The organism is Thermogutta sp. (assembly GCF_039793925.1).
Taxonomy (GTDB): Bacteria; Planctomycetota; Planctomycetia; order Pirellulales; family Thermoguttaceae; genus Thermogutta.
The window spans coordinates 17,702-36,491 of sequence record NZ_JBAMME010000234.1; the positions used below are offsets into that span (position 1 = coordinate 17,702).

Annotated in this window: 16 protein-coding genes and 2 riboswitches; of the genes, 6 read left to right on the forward strand and 10 right to left on the reverse strand. The window is 56.7% G+C overall.

The annotated features are described in order from the left end of the window. Positions 1-2: 2 nt before the first annotated feature. Together crcB and ABJK56_RS10595 are read right to left on the reverse strand one after the other, a co-directional pair. Entirely contained in the window at positions 3-386 is a 384-nt protein-coding gene (gene crcB, locus ABJK56_RS10590) for a fluoride efflux transporter CrcB (RefSeq protein ID WP_347244640.1), read from the reverse strand. A gap of 114 nt (positions 387-500) precedes the next feature. Continuing rightward, a riboswitch (Fluoride riboswitch) is annotated at positions 501-563 on the reverse strand. Positions 564-694: 131 nt separating this feature from the next. Further along, positions 695-1,747 (reverse strand): hypothetical protein, encoded by a 1,053-nt coding sequence (locus ABJK56_RS10595; RefSeq protein ID WP_347244641.1) that lies wholly within the window; start codon positions 1,745-1,747, stop codon positions 695-697. 1,088 nt (positions 1,748-2,835) lie between these two features. Here ABJK56_RS10595 and ABJK56_RS10600 point away from each other — a divergent pair. The 3 genes from ABJK56_RS10600 (at position 2,836) to ABJK56_RS10610 (ending at position 6,046) form a co-directional block, all read left to right on the forward strand. Continuing rightward, positions 2,836-4,497 carry an amidophosphoribosyltransferase gene (locus tag ABJK56_RS10600; protein WP_347244642.1) on the forward strand — a complete coding sequence of 554 codons (1,662 nt, stop codon included), beginning with the start codon at positions 2,836-2,838 and terminating at the stop codon, positions 4,495-4,497. Between the two features lie 254 nt (positions 4,498-4,751). Continuing rightward, complete coding sequence (rpe, locus tag ABJK56_RS10605; RefSeq protein WP_347244643.1) at positions 4,752-5,462, forward strand: ribulose-phosphate 3-epimerase; 711 nt, start codon at positions 4,752-4,754, stop codon at positions 5,460-5,462. After that, on the forward strand, positions 5,459-6,046 hold the full coding sequence (locus ABJK56_RS10610) for a histidine phosphatase family protein (protein ID WP_347244644.1): 588 nt from the start codon (positions 5,459-5,461) through the stop codon (positions 6,044-6,046). The genes rpe and ABJK56_RS10610 overlap by 4 nt, the downstream gene beginning before the upstream one ends. Before the next feature lie 78 nt (positions 6,047-6,124). On the opposite strand, the gene pyrF is transcribed toward ABJK56_RS10610, so the two are convergent. From pyrF to ABJK56_RS10650, 8 genes are all read right to left on the reverse strand, one after another. Next, positions 6,125-7,087 carry an orotidine-5'-phosphate decarboxylase gene (pyrF, locus tag ABJK56_RS10615; protein WP_347244645.1) on the reverse strand — a complete coding sequence of 321 codons (963 nt, stop codon included), beginning with the start codon at positions 7,085-7,087 and terminating at the stop codon, positions 6,125-6,127. Between the two features lie 151 nt (positions 7,088-7,238). Next, a complete protein-coding gene (gene pheT, locus ABJK56_RS10620; protein WP_347244646.1) occupies positions 7,239-9,623 on the reverse strand; it encodes a phenylalanine--tRNA ligase subunit beta in 2,385 nt (794 codons plus the stop codon). Between the two features lie 144 nt (positions 9,624-9,767). Beyond that, a complete protein-coding gene (pheS, locus tag ABJK56_RS10625; RefSeq protein ID WP_347244647.1) occupies positions 9,768-10,793 on the reverse strand; it encodes a phenylalanine--tRNA ligase subunit alpha in 1,026 nt (341 codons plus the stop codon). A gap of 638 nt (positions 10,794-11,431) precedes the next feature. Next, on the reverse strand, positions 11,432-11,641 hold the full coding sequence (locus tag ABJK56_RS10630) for a 4Fe-4S binding protein (protein WP_347244648.1): 210 nt from the start codon (positions 11,639-11,641) through the stop codon (positions 11,432-11,434). A 3-nt stretch (positions 11,642-11,644) separates the two neighbouring features. After that, the gene (locus tag ABJK56_RS10635) at positions 11,645-12,283 is read right to left on the reverse strand and encodes a hypothetical protein (RefSeq protein ID WP_347244649.1); all 639 of its coding nucleotides are present in this window, start codon (positions 12,281-12,283) and stop codon (positions 11,645-11,647) included. A gap of 592 nt (positions 12,284-12,875) precedes the next feature. Further along, positions 12,876-14,609 carry a hypothetical protein gene (locus ABJK56_RS10640; RefSeq protein ID WP_347244650.1) on the reverse strand — a complete coding sequence of 578 codons (1,734 nt, stop codon included), beginning with the start codon at positions 14,607-14,609 and terminating at the stop codon, positions 12,876-12,878. A 52-nt stretch (positions 14,610-14,661) separates the two neighbouring features. Next, on the reverse strand, positions 14,662-15,048 hold the full coding sequence (locus tag ABJK56_RS10645) for a hypothetical protein (RefSeq protein WP_347244651.1): 387 nt from the start codon (positions 15,046-15,048) through the stop codon (positions 14,662-14,664). Between the two features lie 7 nt (positions 15,049-15,055). Then, the gene (locus ABJK56_RS10650) at positions 15,056-15,598 is read right to left on the reverse strand and encodes a sigma-70 family RNA polymerase sigma factor (RefSeq protein ID WP_347244655.1); all 543 of its coding nucleotides are present in this window, start codon (positions 15,596-15,598) and stop codon (positions 15,056-15,058) included. Positions 15,599-15,768: 170 nt separating this feature from the next. Then, positions 15,769-16,013: riboswitch (cobalamin riboswitch) on the forward strand. A gap of 57 nt (positions 16,014-16,070) precedes the next feature. Between ABJK56_RS10650 and ABJK56_RS10655 the strand changes: the two genes are divergently transcribed. The 3 genes from ABJK56_RS10655 to ABJK56_RS10665 all read left to right on the forward strand — a co-directional run. Beyond that, positions 16,071-16,913 carry a DUF1559 domain-containing protein gene (locus tag ABJK56_RS10655; RefSeq protein ID WP_347244652.1) on the forward strand — a complete coding sequence of 281 codons (843 nt, stop codon included), beginning with the start codon at positions 16,071-16,073 and terminating at the stop codon, positions 16,911-16,913. Positions 16,914-17,012: 99 nt separating this feature from the next. Then, positions 17,013-17,876, forward strand: coding sequence for a PEP-CTERM sorting domain-containing protein (locus tag ABJK56_RS10660; RefSeq protein ID WP_347244653.1), 864 nt, complete (start codon positions 17,013-17,015; stop codon positions 17,874-17,876). A 31-nt stretch (positions 17,877-17,907) separates the two neighbouring features. After that, positions 17,908-18,790, forward strand: an 883-nt coding sequence (locus ABJK56_RS10665; RefSeq protein ID WP_347244654.1) for a DUF4465 domain-containing protein, incomplete at its 3' end; no start/stop codon positions are given.

Consider the following 18,790-nt stretch of genomic DNA (forward strand, 5'->3'; position numbering starts at 1 on the left):
CATCACAGAATACGGCCCAGGAAAGCGCCCACAACGAGTGCGATCATCCCCAGGCCATTTTGGAGCACGATGTTACCCAAAGCAAGGAACCATTCGCTTGACCGCATGAGTTCTGTGGTCTCCAGCATGAAAGTGGAAAACGTGGTGAACGCTCCAAAAAAACCGATCATCACTGCGGCGCGAAGGTGTGGAGGTAGGACCCAGCGGCTCTCCAAGAGGCTCCACACGAAGCCCGCCACAAAGCATCCCAGAATGTTCACGGTGACTGTCCCCCAGGGGAAACTCACGCCGTTCAAACGATGAACGAAACCGGCCAGACCATAACGTGCCAAAGTGCCCAGCGCTCCGGCCAGGGCGAGGTACAGTAGCTTTTCCGCAACAGCCATGGTGACACCTATTTATGACCAACTCGGGGACTGACGCACAGGCAAGAAAAATAAAAAACCCGCTGAGACAGCGGGTCGGCTGGAACGAGCTGCGACCCCTGCCGTGCAAGTGCCTGCGCGGTAGGAGTCATCAGCCCGACTGGGCATTTCTCGGGGGACTCCATCCCCGTCAATCAAATCAAATGTATGTGACGGGCGTAAAACGGTCAAGAATCATGTACCCACTTTGCCCACTTTACCAAGGGGCGGAGTAATCCAACCCTCACACCTTGCGCGTGATCACGGACGAGGACCGGCCACTCGACAAATCATGCCGACGTGCTGGCTTGCTCGGTAGTCGGGTTCTTCCTTCGGCTGTATTCCCGCCAGTAGGACAGAGCAGGCGGATCAATCAAATCGGTCGGTGGGGGAAATAGCTCAGGATGTGCCAAGCGAGCAAGAACCCATGCTACCACGGCCTCTGTGTACGCGAGATTGACCTCCGCGACCGACGTTCGCAGGAGGGCTCGCCAGATCCATGCCCGAGGATCTCGCAGGGACTCAATAGACGACTCGAGAATTTCACGGAGAACCGCCTCGGCATCTGGCGAGCCCGCCCATGCCTGGGGCAGCAGCTTGCGCTGAGAGCGGCGCGCAGTAATGCTGGCAGCGACCTTTCCCAGCGGCCATTCCGGGAGGGAAAAACGACTCTTTTTCTTCGGCGGACCAAAGAAAAACGCGAGAATCTTGACCTTCGTGTCCTCTTTCTCCCAAGAGGAATTCTCGCAGTCCTCGCGCAGCTCCACGGGGGTGGACAGGTCGGGGGGGAAGGCATCCGGTGGGGCCAGCCAGTAATGAACGTCACCCACCCGCGCCCAGAATTCCGCCGTTTCCCGGGTAATGGGAATGTTCCAAAACTGATGAAACTGACCCATCCAGGTTTCGGAAAACGTGGCCACCGGGTCGAGAGGACTTTGCGGACAGAAAGCCGCTACCTGCAGCGTGGTCAGCGGAACGTCGTAGTCTTTGATGACCTTCCGGACGAGGACCTTTCCCTGATCCTTTTCGGCGGCGTCAGACTTTCCAGAAAATCCCTTGTGATGACTCTGCTGCGGAACCAGAACAATTTTCACTCGCCCTGGATCGAGACCCTGGAAGGCGGCAAAGCGTGCCGGCCATTGATCGGTCGCGCCAGAAACCAACACGCAGGAATAGGCCTCGGCTAGACACTGAAGCTGATCCGGGGACTTTATGGCAGTCCGGGCTTTCTCGGTGAACCACCACAGTATATTCTCCTCGGCATGCCACCAGATGCGGGCTAAATCCCGAGTTTCTTGAGTAGCAGAGTGACATTTTTTGGGGAGTTTCTTAGGACGCTTCATTGGACTTCTCCTCGATTATCCATCTTTCTGGAGGGCGAAAGACGAAATTTGCCCACTTCGCAAATTCCCTCACAAATCACTACGGGCGTTCACCTGGCCACCCGGGTGTGCAGCAGGCTTGGCGGTTTTGTGCGGATCCAGAAAGGGCCCACCCGTCCAGCGCCGACGTGGGTCAGCGGGACAGTTGCCGCGGGAGCGAGTTAAACGCAACGCTTGCCAAAGGCATTGGGCTTCTGCCTGCAACAGATCAAAAAAGAGAGAGCCAAGGACGTTTTTGAGACGGCGAGAAATCTGTTCCAGACTCGGAAATCTCAGCAATTCCCCATGACGCTAGCAAGACTAATACGTGCCAGGCCAATTGTGGATAACAGCGGGCCTACCGCAAGCCAACCCTCCGGAGGTGATAACGTCCTGCCAATCGGCAAACGTGAGGCCTTCGAAAAGCCTCAAATACCCGGATACTCGCTAAGACCGTGAGAGTAAACTTCCCGTGGCGAGATCGTTTCCTGAGCGATGCTGGGACCCCTTTTTTGTCGTGGAAAACCTCGCTTGAGTTCCTCGTTTATAAAAAGCACTCCCTGACGCGCTTCTGAATGAGTGCCGTTCTCCTGCCACAATTGACCTACATGATTTCTGACCACGCGAAACCGCAACTGGTTCGCCACCAGGTCTCTGAGCACCAGGCGCGCTGCTGTGTGATTTGCTGTAATTTTAGCTGGGCTGAGTTCTCTGTCCATCATATTTCGGAGGAAAAAAGAATTTCTGGGCTGACGCTTCCGACTTGCGGGCCGGAAGGCATGGATCTCCTACCAAATTGATGAAGAACACCAGGAACACCCTTCCTAGGAGCGATGTGTTTACCCCCACAGTCTCCGATGTTTGTCCACGGTGATTGCGCTATCGGAGCAACTGTGACTTAATCAACCTGCCGGACCGAGCGACTCCTAGCGACTTAATTGAGAGGGTTTAGCCAGCTCGTTGTATCCGCGGGCAGCCCATCCTAGAATGTATCACAGAGGCGGCTGCTGATGCTCCGATGTTTCGTCGGCAAGGGAAGTCGCCTCGGTGTTCTTTCTTGGGAAAGACCTATGCGTGACTTAGCCGAAGAGTGCGGTGTCGTCGCGGTTTATCATTTTTCTTCCGACACGGTCAGCCCTCTTTGCCCTGGAGGGCCCGATTCGGCACCGACTCTGATCCCGCGCATGCTGCTTGATATTCAGAACCGCGGGCAGCTTGCCGCGGGAATCACCCGGTTCAATGACCGCCATTCGCATTTACTTCTCACCTACAAGAACGTGGGTACAGTGGCGGAGGTTTTTGCACTGTCGCAGCGCGATCGATTCGAGGAATTGATGAAAAATTTCTCGGGGAGGGCGGCCATCGGGCATGTCCGTTATGCGACCTGCGGCAAGGACGACCCAAGTTACGCCCAGCCGTTCGAGCGCCATCACATCCGTAAGCACAAGTGGTTCAGTTTTGCCTTCAACGGACAAATCGCAAATTTTCCCGAACTCCGCGAACGGCTGCTCCGGGATGAGGATAACCATCTGGTCCGGAATACAGACACCGAAGTGATCATGCACGTCCTGTGCCGGGAGCTGAACCCCAACCCCGCTCCGGACCTCGCGGACGTCTGTCGGGCGTTTCCCCGGGAATTCGACGGTGCCTATAGCATGGTCTTTCTCAATGCCCTTGGGGAACTCATGGTGGTCCGGGACCCCCTGGGATTTAAACCTTTGAGCTGGGCCTGTGACGGATCGGTCTTTGCTGCGGCCAGTGAAAGCGTGGCCCTCTTAAATCTGGGGTTTGCACCGGAAATGATCAAGCCGGTGGCTCCGGGGCAGGCCATTATCGTTTCAGAAAAAGGAATACGATTCGTCCAGTTTGCCACGGCTCCCCATCGGGCCCACTGTTTCTTCGAGTGGATCTATTTTTCGAATGTGGCCAGCACGCTCGATGGGCGGAGTGTGTACCTGGCTCGCAAAGCGCTGGGCGAAGAGTTAGCCCGGCTGGAAACGGTGCCCGTCGATGACGGAAAAACGATCGTTGTTCCCGTGCCCGATACAAGCAAGGCTGCAGCGGATGCCATGGCGTATGCGTTGCGGGTGCCCTGCCTGGAAGGGCTTATCCGCAACCGTTACACGGGACGCACGTTCATCGAAAGTAATCTCAACCGGGACGCAAAAGCCCGTGCGAAATACACCCCATTGCGCGAAGTGTTGGAAGGAAAGCGTGTTCTTCTCGTGGAGGACTCCATCGTTCGCTCGACGACGATGCGGGTGCTCATCAGTCGGATGCGGGAATTGGGGAAACCTGCTGAAATTCATGTCCGCGTGGCGTGCCCTCCGATTATCTCTCCGTGCTTTTATGGGATTGACATGTCCTCGATAGGGGAGCTTTTTGCCCCCAAGTATCTGAAAAATGGGGAATTCACTGAGGAAATTCAAGCGCAGATGGCCCGGGATCTCGGAGCGGATTCGCTCCGCTATCTGCCGGTGGAGGCTGTAGCACGGGCGATCGGCATCGAGGCCAACGATCTCTGCCGGGCGTGCATTACAGGGGTGTACCCCACACCGTGGGGGCAGAAACTGGCTGAGGAAGCCCGTCGCCGATGGCTCCAGGGCATTTCGGGTAGAACGTATGACGTGGACGAGCAATCGCTAACGACGGGCGTGGGGTGTTCGGAAAGAGTCGCTGAAGAGGAGAGGGTTGACTCGATAGGGCAGTCGGAGCTGGCTCGTTCCTGCTGAGACTGTGGCTCAATTGCAGGTCCTGGTGCGCAAATAACGCTGCAAACGGTGGAGCGAGGTGTTAATGGGCAAAGGAATGGCGTACCTGCTTATCGAAAAGGGGGACCGACGACGGTTCCAATGTGCGTGGTGACAATCCCACCGAATGGAGGATTGAAAATCGGTGTGGACAAAGCAAAATGACGGGATTATACGGTGAGCGTTAACCGGAGCAGAAAGACTGAACTTTTCATAACCGGCTGCGGCAAGGATCGATGATTGCTCGTTCGCCGCTTTATGACGAATATCAGGCTGGGCACGTGATGATCGGGCCGTCGCTCTTGGCGGCCGATTTTCGGTATCTCGCCCGGGAAATCGAACGCCTGGAGGCGGCGGGGGCACGCTTTTTGCACTTGGATATCATGGACGGGCACTTCGTGCCCAACTTGAGCTTCGGTGTTCCCATTGTGCAGGCCGTCCGGCGGGCCACCCCGCTCATCCTGGACGTCCACTTGATGATTTCCAATCCTGAAGCGCATATTGAACGCTTTCGGGAAGCAGGGGCCGACTATTTGACGGTCCATATCGAGGTGGCTCCGGATCCCCGACCTTTGTTTGAAATGATTCACCGGACCGGGGCGTGTGCGGGTGTATCGCTCAATCCGCCGACCCCAGTGGAAACGGTCATTCCGTATTTGAACGATTGCGAACTTGTGCTGGTAATGAGCGTTATGCCGGGTTTCGGGGGACAGAGCTTCCGTCCGGAAGTTCTTCCCAAGATTCGCCGACTGCGCCAACTGGCTCCAGAAGGTTTGATGATTTCCGTAGACGGAGGCGTCAACGGACAGACTATCGGTCAGTGTGCCGAGGCCGGTGCCACGATGTTCATTGTGGGCACAGGATTGCTGGGGCATGACAATTACTCCCAGCGCTACCGTGAACTGGCGGCCTTGGTGAAAAATCATCAAAGTAAGGCGGTAGTATGATGACAATAGTTTTGATTCGTCCGGGTGCGACAGATTACGACGTTCAAGGACGAGTCCGGGGACAATTGGATATCCCCCTGAATGCCCAGGGCTTTCAGGAGGTGAGCAAGGAAGTGGAATCCATTAAAGCCGCCGGCATCCGTCTGGATGCGCTCTACTATGCTCCTTGCCGTCCCGCGGTGGAGACGGCCGAGACGATTTCCCGCGCCCTGAACGTGCGGTCCCGAGAAATCGACGCCCTGCGGAACCTCAACTACGGGTTGTGGCAGGGGATGAAGATCGAGGAAATTCGCACCCGGCAGCCCAAGATTTACCGTCAATGGCAGGAAATTCCCGACTGCATCTGCCCACCGGAGGGAGAAACCATCGAAGAGGCCGAGACGCGCGTCATGGATTGGCTGCGACGGCTTCATCGACGGCACCAAGGGGAAACCGTGGGTTTGATCGTGGCTGAGCCAATGGCCACGATCATCAAACGGCTCCTCACGCACACCCCGCTGGGTGACCTGTGGAAAGCCGAATCACGTCACGGCCAGTTGGAAATTCTCCAGTGGGAGCCGAAGGCCATCGAGACGGCATCCTGATCTCGCGGGGACCCAGCTTCCTGTGCCTGGGCCGGTCACCTGGTTGGCTTTTTCCCATCATTGGTGGATTACGGCCATCTATCGACTGGTAAGCCTACCGGCTGGGGTGTCGGTTCGGAGCTGATCGATCATTTCCCGAGTTGCCGCCTCGATCGCCTCCTGCCACCGGGTGGGGCCGAATCGCTCAAATTCCCGCCGTCGATATGCAAACAGGATACCTCGTGAGTTGTTGACGATAGCCCCCAAGCCGGTGGGGTCGAATGCTGCGGCGACATCCCTGGCCGTGCCCCCTTGGGCTCCATAACCGGGAACGAGAAACCACGTGTGCGGCATCACTTGCCGGAGTTCCGCCAACTGCTCATGGAAAGTGGCTCCCACAACTCCACCGACGTCCCCATACCCGCATCGGCCTTTAGTGCGGGCAGCCTGCTGCTCGACCCAGGCGGCCACATGGCGGTAAAGTGGCATGCCTTCAGCAATGAGGTCCTGAAATAGTCCACTCCCGGGGTTGGAGGTCTTCACAAGCACGAAGACGCCGCCCTGCCGCGCCACTGCCGTTTCGATGAATGGTTGGAGACTGTCCTCCCCAAGGTAGGGGCTTACCGTGACCGCGTCACCGCCCCAGGAACTGACAGGAGCTGGGCCCAGCATTCCCTCTGCATAGGCGACAGCGGTGCTCCCGATATCGCCTCGTTTGCCGTCCAAAATCACGAGCAACCCGTACCGTCGGGCGTGTCCTACGAGCTCGGCAAGAACCGTCATCCCCTCCGGCCCGAGTTGCTCAAAAAACGCCATCTGGAACTTGACAATTGGCACCATCGAGCCGATCACATCGAGAACACCCGCACAGAATTCACGCACTGCCGAAGCAAGTCGCTGCCGGGGCAGCGTTCGCCGCTGGGGACCTTCCGCGGGCAGGATATTGGGCGGGAGAAGGTCCAAATGGGGATCGATACCCACTAGAGCGGGTGTTCCCCTTCGTCGAACCGCTTGCTCCAGCCGGTCGATGAAGCGAATTTTCGTTTCCGCTGCAGGCATCATAAAATCGACGTCGCTTCTTTCCCAGGAGCGGTGTTTTTGCAGTCCTCAGAAGACAAAGCTCGGGTGCCGATCACGGACTGCACCTTCTGTTTTCATTTTAGTGCCGGCAAACGATGTCCTCGGAGGGCAACAGGAACGCGCTCCGAAAAACTCACCGCAGCGAAATGCCCGCCTGCTGGAGGAAAGCCAAAAAGGCTTGCCGAAACCCTTCGATTTCCTCGCCACTCAAGGTGTGATCTGGGGCCGCCAACCAGTATCGGAAGGTGTAGCTGGCCTGTCCCGGAGGCAGTCCTTTCCCTTTGTACACGTAGAGGAATTCCCGCTCGCTAACCAGCGGGTGAGTGAATCCATCGAGAACCGCCTCCAGACCGTCAAACCCCCGTGTCATATCCCACAGCAGGGAGAAGTCCTGCCACGATCGCGGATAGATGGGCAGGGCCTTGTAACGCACGGTGGGATAAACGGGACCAACCACCGCGTCCAGATCGAGTTCGAACCAGACGACCTGTCCTTCCAGGGCCACCGTTCGCGCAAGGACAGGGTCCAGCACACCGACGCTTCCCAGTGTGGTCTCTCCGGACCGAATCTCACACCAGTATCCGGGCACCTGCCAGGGGAGAATGGATTCCCGACCGGGGACGAAACGCCAGGGAGTTTCCGACAAGCCGGCACTCAAGTCCTCCAAGGCCCCGCGAATACTGCGGTAGTGTTCTTCGAGATCTCCTCGTGCTCCCTGCCGAAAACTGATCCCCGCCAAATGCGTCCGTTCACGACAGCCCCCCTGACCATTAGGGAAGAACACGCGCCCGATTTCGAAAATGCGGAAGGCATCGCGATGGGAGCGGTTCGGCCGAACCAGCGCCAGCAGATTGGGCATGAGCGTTGTGCGCAGCCGACGACAGGTCGCCGAGGGCGGATTTTTAATGGTCAGCGTTTCCGCCGGCGCAAACCCGATTTCATTCAGCCAGATATCGTCCATCCAGATGTAATTTTGCACCTCGATGAATTGATGGGCCCCGGCCAGGATTTTCCTCGCCTTGTGTTCTTTTCTCAAACTTTCGTTAACGGGCAGGGCTGCCATCGGGCCTTCTGGCAACCGCGGCACAATGCGGTCATAGCCGTAAATGCGTAGGATTTCCTCCACGACATCTGCCGGGATGGAAAGATCTTTTTCGCTGCGGTGGGGGGGTAGACCGACGAGCAGCGTGTCACCTTCCGATTTGGCTGCAAACCCCAGGTCCGTCAGAATGCGAACCGCTTCCTCACGTGGGATGGTTTGCCCGGCCATAGTGTCGACCGTTTGCCATGGGATTGCCAATGGGCGAGGGTGCTCCTTGAGATCACCCGCCACCGTGAATCGCGAGGTGACTTCGAACGGTTCGCCCGACTCTTCCAAACACTTCAGAAGGCGGGCCGTCCCCACTTTAACATTAACGGGGGGCTGTCCCTTCTCGAAACGCTGGGCTGCCTCGGTCCGTAGATCCAAACGAACCGATGTTCGGCGAATACGTGAGGCCTTGAAATTCGCGCTTTCCAGGAGCACTTTCGTCGTACTGGCGGTCACTTCGCTCTCCAATCCTCCCATGATTCCCGCCAGGGCCACCGGTTCTTTCTCATTCCAGATGAGCAGGTCGTCCGGCAAAAGCTGGCGCTCCTGGCCATCCAGGGTGACGAAGGTGCCCGGCCTGCCGAGCGGCGCCACCCGAATCGCGTGGACTTTATCGCCGTCAAAGGCATGAGTGGGCTGGCCCAGTTCCCACATGATGTAGTTCGTCAGGTCCACCATGAGGTTGAATGTCCGCTGACCGAGGGCGTGGAGTCGCCGTTGAACCACAAGTGGTGCCGGCACGGCGGCACGGATTTTCAACTCCAGACAGGCGTAACAGGGGCAATTCTCCAAATCGTCAATGGTGAGCGGATAGGCGGGAAGGTTGTCATAGCGGGAAAGGTCGACCACCGCCAGCGGTCGCAAAGGACGCCGGAAAATGGCCGCAATTTCCCGGGCAAAACCGTAGTGGCCCCACAGGTCCGGCCGATGCGTCAGACTCTTATTATCAATTTCGATGAGCACATCTTTGGGGGGAATCCACTGGCTGAGTGGTGTCCCACTCGGAAGCTGGTCGGGACATTCCAGCAGTCCTTCGTGCCAGCGGCTCATTCCCAGTTCAGCGGGGGAGCACAGTACACCTTCACTGCGGTGCCCGGCGATTTCTTCTGCCGAGATGGTCACGCCGCCGGCCAGCTTGGTTCCCGCCGGTGCAAAGGGGGCCTTCATTCCCGTGCGGACGTTGGGCGCTCCACAGACCGTCTGATACCGGCGATTTCCACACTGCACCTGGACGAGCTTCAGTCCATTTGTGCCGGGCAATTCGGTGCAGGAAACGATTTCTCCGATGAAAACTCCCTCCACACACCGCTGAATTTCCAGCACATCTTCCACCTCAGCGGTGCACATGGTCAGACGATCGGCAAGCTTTTCTGAGGGAATATCGCCGATATCGACAAAATCACTGATCCAATCCAGGGAGATTTTCACGGCTTGCTCCGTCTCCTTTGAAAATCTGGTCGCAATACGCGGTGATTTCTCAAAAACCTTTCCACGCGACAGTCGGAATACGGTTCGCGGGTTTTCATCCGATAGGGTGCGTAGAAACCCATGGCGGTATCGCCACAGGCGCGCTTAAAATGCGGTCGGAAATTGTTCGTAAAACCGGATGTCGCCGGAGTTGAACAGCCGAATGTCCGGAATGCCGTATTTCATCATCGCCAAACGCGTCAACCCCATGCCGAAGGCAAAGCCACTGTAGATCTGAGGATCAACTCGACCGAATTCGAGGACTTTTGGGTGGACTAACCCACAGGGAATCAACTCGATCCATCCTGTTTGTTTGCACGTGGAGCATCCTTTTCCTCCGCAAATGAGGCACTGCACGTCGAGTTCAAAGCCCGGTTCCACAAAGGGGAAAAATCCGGGCCGCAGGCGGACGGTTACCTCTCGCCGGAACACCTGGCTTAACAGGGTTTTCATAACGGCGATGAGATGGGCGACAGAAATATCGCGATCGACGAGCAGGCCTTCGAGTTGGTAAAAGGTGTTCTCGTGACTGGCGTCAATGGCCTCGTTACGGAAACACCGTCCCGGAAAGATTGCCCGCAGGGGTACGCCATACGTTTCCAGTGCACGAACCTGGTTGGCGGATGTGTGTGTCCGCAGGAGCATACCATTATCCAGCCAGAAAGTATCCTGCATATCGCGCGCTGGATGATCCGGCGGGATATTGAGAGCGTCGAAATTGTAATATTCCAGCTCCACTTCGTACCCGGTGAGCACCCGGAAGCCCATCCCCTGGAAAATTTCTTCCAGTTCCATCTGAACAAGCGCGATAGGGTGAATGCTTCCCATGCGTCGATCGATCGAGGGGAGCGAGAGATCCAACCCCGCGATCCGCCGCACGCGGTCTTTCTCCAGGGCCTGGATTCGGGCTGTGGCTTCGGCAAGGAGGCGTTCGGCCTCCGACTTGAGGGTGTTTAAACGCTGGCCGAAACTCCGCTTCTCCTCGGGAGACAGACGACCAAAGTCGGTGCTTTTGGCAAGGGTCGTGATCACACCTTTCCGCCCAAGATACTTGATGCGCACCTGCTCCAGTTGCTTGGAGTCCTGAGCGGCTTCGAGGTCGTGCTTGAGCTGTTGTAAAACGTCATCCATGGCTGATTACGACCGGAAGTTGCGTAAATCGGAACGGGGAAAATCAGAAGCCTGTGCGGGTTCCGGAGATTGGCCCCGAAAACGCTCAATTTATCGCGCCGCCGCCCGGTTGGGTATCCCAGTAACGCTTGACCGGTTTCGACTTTCTCTCTGCCGCCAGCGGGGGCAAACATTGAGAACCGCGTGCGCGGGAGTAAGATTCAGCCCCCGTGGGACCTGCTCGTGAGGTTTGCTTCTCCAACGGAGGATTACTGATTTAGCCTCGATGAGCACGACCGGCGTGTTTTTCCGGTCTTCCGGAGGGACTTACCTGTAGGGGCCTCTTTTCCAGGTTGTGCAACGCCTGCCTTTTTCGATAGGGAGAGGGGTAAAATCCCCAGATCCAGGCAGCAGCGACCGTTTTCCTTAAAGAGTTCTTCGCGGCAGCCTGAGAGGTACTCGTCAAATGGGGAGGATCGTCGTCCGTCGGCTCAGTCGTTGCACCTTTGACCTAACATGCGTTTAAACATCTCGGCTTGGAGGAGTCTACGGCTGGTTTCCCAGCATATCGCCGCTCTCCCGCGTCTTCTTGGCCTTTGGCATGAGAGAACCGACTCCACGGTGCAGGAGTGTGAATAGATGAATCTTGGGGATACCGCTTACTCCGCGGGAAGGGCTGTCAGTTGCTTCACTTCAATGGCGTCAAATGGACATTGCTTGACGCAGGCCATGCACCCGATGCAGAACGACGGACCAGGCTCGGGATAGGCCGCCTCGCGAGGCATGCTAATGGCCTCATGGGGGCAGACGTCGGCACAGATGCCGCAGCCGGTGCATTCGTTTTGGATCAATCGCCACTCCCACGCCACTGGTCATGCTCCTTTTTCACCGGTTTTCTGAAATGCCGCCCAGAAACCCCAGACGAAGATCGCCAGGAGAATCGGGAAACAGATATAAAAGGTGATCTGCGCGAGTTTCAGGCCGAAGGGGGCGGCATTGGATCGCAAGTGCGTTTTGAGATACATCCAGAACGCAAAATCGAAAGGATGCGGAGTGGCTTCGAGGTACTCCCCGCTCGCGGCCTCCGCGACGAATGTGAAGCCGAAAATGTTTATCAAACAGGCCAGGAACATCAGGTACACCGACCGCCAGTAATTCGTCGAGCCTGCCTCGTGCCCACCGTAGAACAGACGCAACACCAGGGCCAGCGCGAAGAAAATTGTTGCCATCGGGTAAAACGGAACGGCGATTTTGATGTCGGCCATGATATCCGGATTGAGGCTCAGGTAGCCAATCAGGACCACGATGGCCAAAAGGACATCGACGACCAGGATCGTGAAAACTCTCCAGAGTTCGATCGATACCCTTAAGGAAAGGCGACACTCCAGCGAGCGGTAATAATCCTGGATTATCGCCAACCCGAGGGCAAGAATGCCCAGCACGATTGAGGCATTGACCAGGTTCTGGAGCGTCCAGACCTCAAGAGCCTTGGCGATGGTGTTTTCGGTCATGGGTGGCCTCCCGCTTGACGATTCATTGCGTTCATGGTCGCGCGTGATGATCCTCTCATCGCTTCGGGCTGCATCCTGCACCCCAACCAGAAAGGTTGCAAGCGTTTGCGGTTGTCGCCGTGGTCGCGCACACACGAATGCCTTTTCGATCGGCCGATGAAAGTAATCTTGGGAGGGCAGTCGGGCATTGTCAATTGTGAGCCAATGGTTTTTACAGGGGTTTTCGGGGGCACTCCCGCGGTCGGTCTGATTTAGGTGACTCAATATGCGTGACTTTTCTCACCAGGAAATTTCCCAGAATAACTTGCTAGGCCAAATCTGATCGCCCGTTGTGGCCCGGGCGCACCCTGTGGGAAAATGCGTTCGCCGCAATGCGGCGCATCGCTACACTTGTGGAGAAAACTATCAGTCTTCATGAGAAGCACGAACACCTCAGGGAGTGATTGACGGAGGAGGCGGGATCTCTACGACTTTTTGTAAGCCGCCTCATGGCGGTAAGGTGCAGCCGCCCGGGTCGGCCGCGAAGGACTGCAAGCATGTGATCGATCTTCTGGCACGGATGGAAGACGGCGATAATCGCGGGCTTTCTCGCTCATTCGGAGGTTTCCGCTCGATTTTTTGCGGGCGGCCAGCGAACAACAAATGTGACATCACCCTCGGAGACGGTCCTGGCTGGATCGAACTTGAGAGGCTGTCCGCCATCATCTTTAAGATCGGGTCCAAGGCTGTAGATGATAAGCTCATCCTGGCCGGCAAATCGCGCTCGCAGGGGACGCCCATCCACAGGATCCGTCAGCACGAATGGCAGCTCATCTGGTACTAGTTCGTCTAATGTTTTCGGGAGTCTGTTATGACGGACGGCGTAACGATACCCGGCCAGCCCGGCCTCGGCCACGTGTCGATAGGCTTCGGCTCTTGCAAGTGCGAGGTAGATGCTGCGATACGAGGGAAAAATCGTGCTCGTCAGGGGGGCTCGCCATCGGGCATTGTCAAGCTTCTCTTCCAAGGATGTCATTGACCTTAGTCGTTCGGTGAGGGGAAAAAGGTGGAGACTCGCGAAGGATTCCACGTCTCTCATGAGTTCGCGGAACAGTGTCAAATCATCAACAATCCACGGAGACCTGAATACTGCAAACGTACTCACCACCGGCGACTGGCCTTGACGACCCAGTTCGACTACGGCTGTTACTGGTAACTCACCGGTGGCAACAGAGCAAAATGTCAGAAGTCCCATGGCTTCCTCCATCCGAATGGAGCGGAGGAATACTTCCTGCAAGGAAGATGTCCATTCGAGCCGAATCCGGTTCAGCATCTCCTGGCTGAGTTCTGCATGCATCAAGAGGTTCTCGAGTTCCCTCACGGCTAAAGTCTCGAGGCTTATCGAGACCAACATACCGATCAGGAAAGGCTCCCGCGAATGTCGTGCAAGACCAAAAAGGGCGTTGATATCGTCAATGGCTTGTGAAAAATTGCCATGTGCAAGGGAATACCGGGCATCCAGGGCGAGGAGCCGTCCTGCCGTGCGGAAGTCAGACAGTTGGGGCAGAGGCACGGTGAGGCTGGGGCGGAAATAATCCCGTTCAAAATGACACGCGGGCAGCACGGCAGCCCGACGGAGCAGGGCCAGATCACCGGCCCGCTTTTGAAGAAAGGCTCCTAATTCCACGTTGCCAAAATCAAATGCCTCGAGATTCGGATTTTGGGACCCGGCTTGCGAAGTAGCTCCCCCTTCCACCTCCCTGGTTAAGGCTTCGCACGCTAGCATGAACACTGGGGGCCATTCCTTTTGGGTCGTTTGCCAGTTGCTAAAGAGGGAGCTGTAAGCAATGGCGGCGTTTTGGCTTTCTGGGGGACGTTCAGGAGCCACCGAGGCCGCCAAGGTATAGGCTTCTACCTGTACTGCTGCCAGAGTTTGCTGCACCGTCAAATCGATCATCAGGAGCGTTAAAAGCTCGAGCATTAACGCAGCGAGAAACAGCGCGGTCAATCCAATGCGGGACCACGCTGCTGCCCGAGGCAAAAGCGTTCTATCGCCCTTATCTCGCTGCCAACCTCTGAGTAATAACACGACTCCTAGGACGTAGGGGGCGATGATGGGAATTGCCACGGCAAGCCATCGCAGGGGACTTTTGCCCACCCAGCTCCCCAACAAAGTGAGCGAAAGAGAAAGGATCCCCGCCGTAAAGGCCACGCCGATCCCGACAATCAAGATCAAAACCCCCCAACGCACCAGGCGAGGCGCCGAGCAACTTAGCGCTACGAGGATAGCAACCAGAAGCAGGGAAACCACCAGACTCTCAAGAGCAATAAGTATCAAGTAAGTCATAAGATAACTCCCAGTAAACGGCCGCAGAGTGCGGGACCTTTGTGAGCATCAATTAATGCAGGCGGAAAGGTGTCGCAAACTCCTCATCCGAGTCCGTGTGGGTGAACACCGTGTCCATGCGTCCATTGGCCTGCAGGAATCGCACCTGCTGTTGCCAGCTTTGCATCTCGACTAAATCGCGAGGGCTTGGTGGCGGAACCAGCACCTTCAATCTCATACCCTGCGTCCATGCGAGAAGGAGGCATGCCAAGAATGTGCAGGCGGCAGTGAAGATCATCCAACGCATCTGACGATTACGTTTTTCATTTTCAAGATATTGCTCGGCCTGTGCTAAAATCCTCCCGCGAAGCTCGCGAGGAGGAGGTATTCGAGGGAGACTCATGAGCATCTGCTCGAGAGCATTCACGTCTTCAGCTTTCAGCTCGTCCGACGACCCCATGACTGGTCTACTCCTTTTGAGCAGACAGATAGTGACGAAGTTTTTGCAAAGCATAGCGATAGCGGCTGGCTGCCGTATTCGGGCTAATTCCCAGAGCCATCGCGATCTCGGCAAATGTTAGTTCCCCCTCGATTTTTAGGAGAACAACCTCTTGCTGTTCCGGTGGCAACTGTTGAAGTGCCTGAAGTACCCATTTTGACCAAATCGTTTCCCCACCTTGCGTCTCCGGGGCCCCGGTTTCCGCATCCTGGAAGCTGCCATGTGCCAGGTTTTTGTTGCGTTGTCGAATAACCTGGAGCCTTCCCACCGCCCTCCGCAGGCAACAAAACAGGTAGGCGGACAGATCTTCCAGCGTGCCCAGACGGTAACGCACCTTCAAAACCCCCAGAAAGACCTCCTGCACGGCATCCTCGGCTAGTCCATGATCGCCCAGCATCCTGAAGGCCACGCGATACAAGCGCCCGGCAAAGCGGTCGTAGAGCTCCGCGAGCGCTGTCGGATCGCCGCGCCGAAATCTGTCGAGGAGGTCGGCACGCTCATCATTGGACATCACGCCTTGTGTTCCTCATAGCTTCCCTAATAGTTAAGAGGAGCGTCAAACCGGAATTTGTCTAACCGTTTCAGAACAAAAGATCATCTCTGCCAGAGGTTGCTCCATTCGCAATTTTCGCAGCGGGCAGCCACGCCCGCCTGTTGACAGGACTTTCTCACCTTGCTAGCATGATGGCGTTGGGCGTTGGTGTCCGGCCAGACGGCTCGTCTGGTCGGGTAACAGGGAATCCGGTGCAAATCCGGAACGGTCCCCGCCGCTGTGACCGGACGTTACCAGACCCGCCCAGTCTCCTTGGCCATTGTCGCGGAAAAAAGCCCCAGGCGGTCTTGATCGCCGAGGGTCGTTGCGACGAGAAGGCCGGGTCGGGTCGAGTCCGGAAGTCAGAAGACCTACCAACGCAGGACTGTCGGCCCTCTGCGTGGGACGGAGGCCGCAGGTAAATCGGCTTTTTCTGGGGTGTGCCTGTTTCATGGTAAATTTTATGATTCCCCAACCCGGCGCTTCATGTGCGCGCCGGGTCGGCTTCACCCTGGTGGAACTGCTGGTTGTCATCGCCATTGTGGGGATTTTGATTGGGCTCCTCTTGCCGGCCGTCCAGGCCGCACGAGAGGCCGCTCGCCGCGCCTCCTGCACGAATAATCTCCGCCAAATGGGGCTCGGCCTGCACAATTATCATCAGGCGATGGGATGTTTTCCCCCGGGGGGCATAGAACATCGCGCAATGATCAACCCCAAGACTGGTCGGCCCTATGGGCCCGCCGGACGGCAACTCGCTTGGTCGGTTTTCCTCCTTCCGTATGTGGAGCAGAAAGCCTTGTATGATCGCATCGACACGGGTAAGCCCTTCGATGCCCCGGAGAATGCTGAAGCGGCCGCCACAATTTTACCGCTCTATATCTGCCCCAGCGCAACCAATCAGCGTGAGCTGCGGCAGGGCCGAGGTCCGTGCGACTACGGGGGAATCTATGGAGAGCGCATTACCAGCCCGAACAATCCACCCAAAGGAATGATGCTCTATGACCGCGCCCTGACGGTGGCCGACTGTATCGACGGAACATCCTGCACGTTGATTATTTCGGAGGATTCTGGATTCCGAGACGGGCAGTGGATCAACGGTCTGAATGTGTTCGATCAGGCTTTTGCCATTAATAAAGCCCCGGCTTTCGAGAACGACATTCGGAGCAAACACCCGGGCGGGGCCAACGGACTCTTCACGGATGGATCTGTGCACTTTCTCAAAGAAACGATGGACCTCAAGGTCCTGGCAGCCCTTTGCACCCGCGCTGGTGGTGAGATTGTGACCGAGTGGTGATCAATCGGTGATCGGTGACATCGCGCTGGCGGTCAGCGCACTTTCGGAGGGGTTTGTCCGATTTCTGAGGGGAAAAGACTCAACAGAAAGGAGTTGCGGATGCGCAGTGGTGTGAGCCTTTTCCTCCTGACCCCTTTGGTGTTGGTGATTGTGAAAGGAGAAGTTGATGCCGGGCCGTATGATCCCGCTGCTGGTCAGCCGGGTTCCCTGGCGGTTCATATGTCCGATCCAGCATTTGCAGGATGGGCCAGCGGCTGGCTGGATTATCAGCCGGGGGCCAATGTCTCTATCACATGGCAAACCCCCAACAAGGCGCTCGGACCCGCGGTAGGTAATTCGTTTGATGTTGTGAGTTTGGGAGAAGGGGGAAGGATCGTCTTGACATTCGACCGGCCTATTATCGACGGAGCCGGCTGGGACTTCGCCGTGTTCGAAAACAGTTTCAACGACACCTTCCTGGAGCTTGCTTTTGTGGAAGTCTCGAGTGACGGAGTCAATTATTTTCGGTTTCCCAACGATTCCCTCACATCTGGTCCTGTGGGGGCATTTGGCGCCGTGGACCCAACCAATATTACAGGTCTGGCCGGTAAGTACCGGCAGGGTTGGGGAACTCCATTCGATCTGGGGGTTTTGGCTGGGATATCGCCGCTGTTAGATCTCACCAACATTCAATTTGTGCGGATTGTGGACATCATTGGGGACGGGACGTTTTTGGATACGTCGGGAGACCCGATTTACGACCCTTATCCGACAACGGGTTCGGCGGGGTTCGACCTGGACGCTGTGGGAGTTCGCTATTTCGCTCCCGAGGCGCACATCGTTCCGGAGCCGTCGGCGCTGGCCATCCTGGTGGGAGGAATCCCGTTTCTGGGTGTCAAGCTCCGCAGAAAATTTCGGAAGTCAAAATCTACTGGTGCGATTCAGGAGACTGAATCAGTGGGTGAGTATGTGACTCTTTCCTAAGTCGTCAGGTTTCTGCTGAGGAGGTGCATCCATGAGAAGCAAGCTACGAAACGCTGTGTGGAAAACTGCCCTGGTTACGGTGGGCATCTTGATCTGTCCCCCGGTATGGGGCGGAGTGGTCGATTTTGAAGACGTGGGAGCCACGCTTCCCCTGAATTCGTACTGGAACGGCTCGCCAAACAACGGGCATAACACGTTCACGTCGAACGGGTTCGTGTTCCATAACAATTACACCCAGGCGTGGGACGTGTGGGACGGGTTTGCTTACTCCAACACAACAGATACGACCACTCCCGGGTACACTAATCAATATTCCGCGATTACGGGAAGCGGTGCGGGTGGTTCGCCAACCTATGGAGTTTCGTTCGTCAATTTATGGGGCGATCTCCCGAGGATCGATGTCCCGGCGGGGGTGTCTCTCCAATCCATGCAGGTCACCAACACGACCTACGCCTATCTCTCCATGCAAAATGGTGACGCCTTTGCCAAGAAGTTTGGCGGTCCATCCGGGAATGACCCCGACTGGTTTAAACTCACGATTTATGGCAAAGATTTGGCCAACCAGATCCTTGGCACCGTGGAGTTTTATCTGGCTGACTTCCGCTTTGTGGACAACACCCTTGACTACATTGTCCACTGGTGGGCCACGGTGGATCTTACCCCCATCAGTTCCGCGCGAATTCTCGAATTTTCCCTGAATTCTTCCGACGTGGGGCCTTGGGGTATGAACACCCCAGCTTATTTCGCGCTGGACAATATCGTGTTCCAAACGCTCGGCAGCGGGGCAGAAGTGGTCCCGGAGCCAGCGAGCCTGGCACTTTTGGCCAGCGGACTTGCTGCGGTCGGAGCCGGTGCATGGTTGCGGCGCCGTAAACGTGCTGCCACAGAGCAATCAGACTGCGCACAGCAAGCAG

What these genes read in the sequence shown, in the direction of transcription:
- ABJK56_RS10635 (WP_347244649.1), bottom strand. Translation starts at nt 12,283, where the DNA reads ATGACCGAAAACACCATCGCCAAGGCTCTTGAGGTCTGGACGCTCCAG.
- rpe (WP_347244643.1), top strand. Translation starts at nt 4,752, where the DNA reads ATGATTGCTCGTTCGCCGCTTTATGACGAATATCAGGCTGGGCACGTG.
- ABJK56_RS10660 (WP_347244653.1), top strand. Translation starts at nt 17,013, where the DNA reads ATGCGCAGTGGTGTGAGCCTTTTCCTCCTGACCCCTTTGGTGTTGGTG.
- ABJK56_RS10655 (WP_347244652.1), top strand. Translation starts at nt 16,071, where the DNA reads ATGGTAAATTTTATGATTCCCCAACCCGGCGCTTCATGTGCGCGCCGG.
- ABJK56_RS10595 (WP_347244641.1), bottom strand. Translation starts at nt 1,747, where the DNA reads ATGAAGCGTCCTAAGAAACTCCCCAAAAAATGTCACTCTGCTACTCAA.
- crcB (WP_347244640.1), bottom strand. Translation starts at nt 386, where the DNA reads ATGGCTGTTGCGGAAAAGCTACTGTACCTCGCCCTGGCCGGAGCGCTG.
- ABJK56_RS10645 (WP_347244651.1), bottom strand. Translation starts at nt 15,048, where the DNA reads ATGGGGTCGTCGGACGAGCTGAAAGCTGAAGACGTGAATGCTCTCGAG.
- pyrF (WP_347244645.1), bottom strand. Translation starts at nt 7,087, where the DNA reads ATGATGCCTGCAGCGGAAACGAAAATTCGCTTCATCGACCGGCTGGAG.
- ABJK56_RS10610 (WP_347244644.1), top strand. Translation starts at nt 5,459, where the DNA reads ATGATGACAATAGTTTTGATTCGTCCGGGTGCGACAGATTACGACGTT.
- ABJK56_RS10640 (WP_347244650.1), bottom strand. Translation starts at nt 14,609, where the DNA reads ATGACTTACTTGATACTTATTGCTCTTGAGAGTCTGGTGGTTTCCCTG.
- ABJK56_RS10650 (WP_347244655.1), bottom strand. Translation starts at nt 15,598, where the DNA reads ATGTCCAATGATGAGCGTGCCGACCTCCTCGACAGATTTCGGCGCGGC.
- ABJK56_RS10600 (WP_347244642.1), top strand. Translation starts at nt 2,836, where the DNA reads ATGCGTGACTTAGCCGAAGAGTGCGGTGTCGTCGCGGTTTATCATTTT.
- pheS (WP_347244647.1), bottom strand. Translation starts at nt 10,793, where the DNA reads ATGGATGACGTTTTACAACAGCTCAAGCACGACCTCGAAGCCGCTCAG.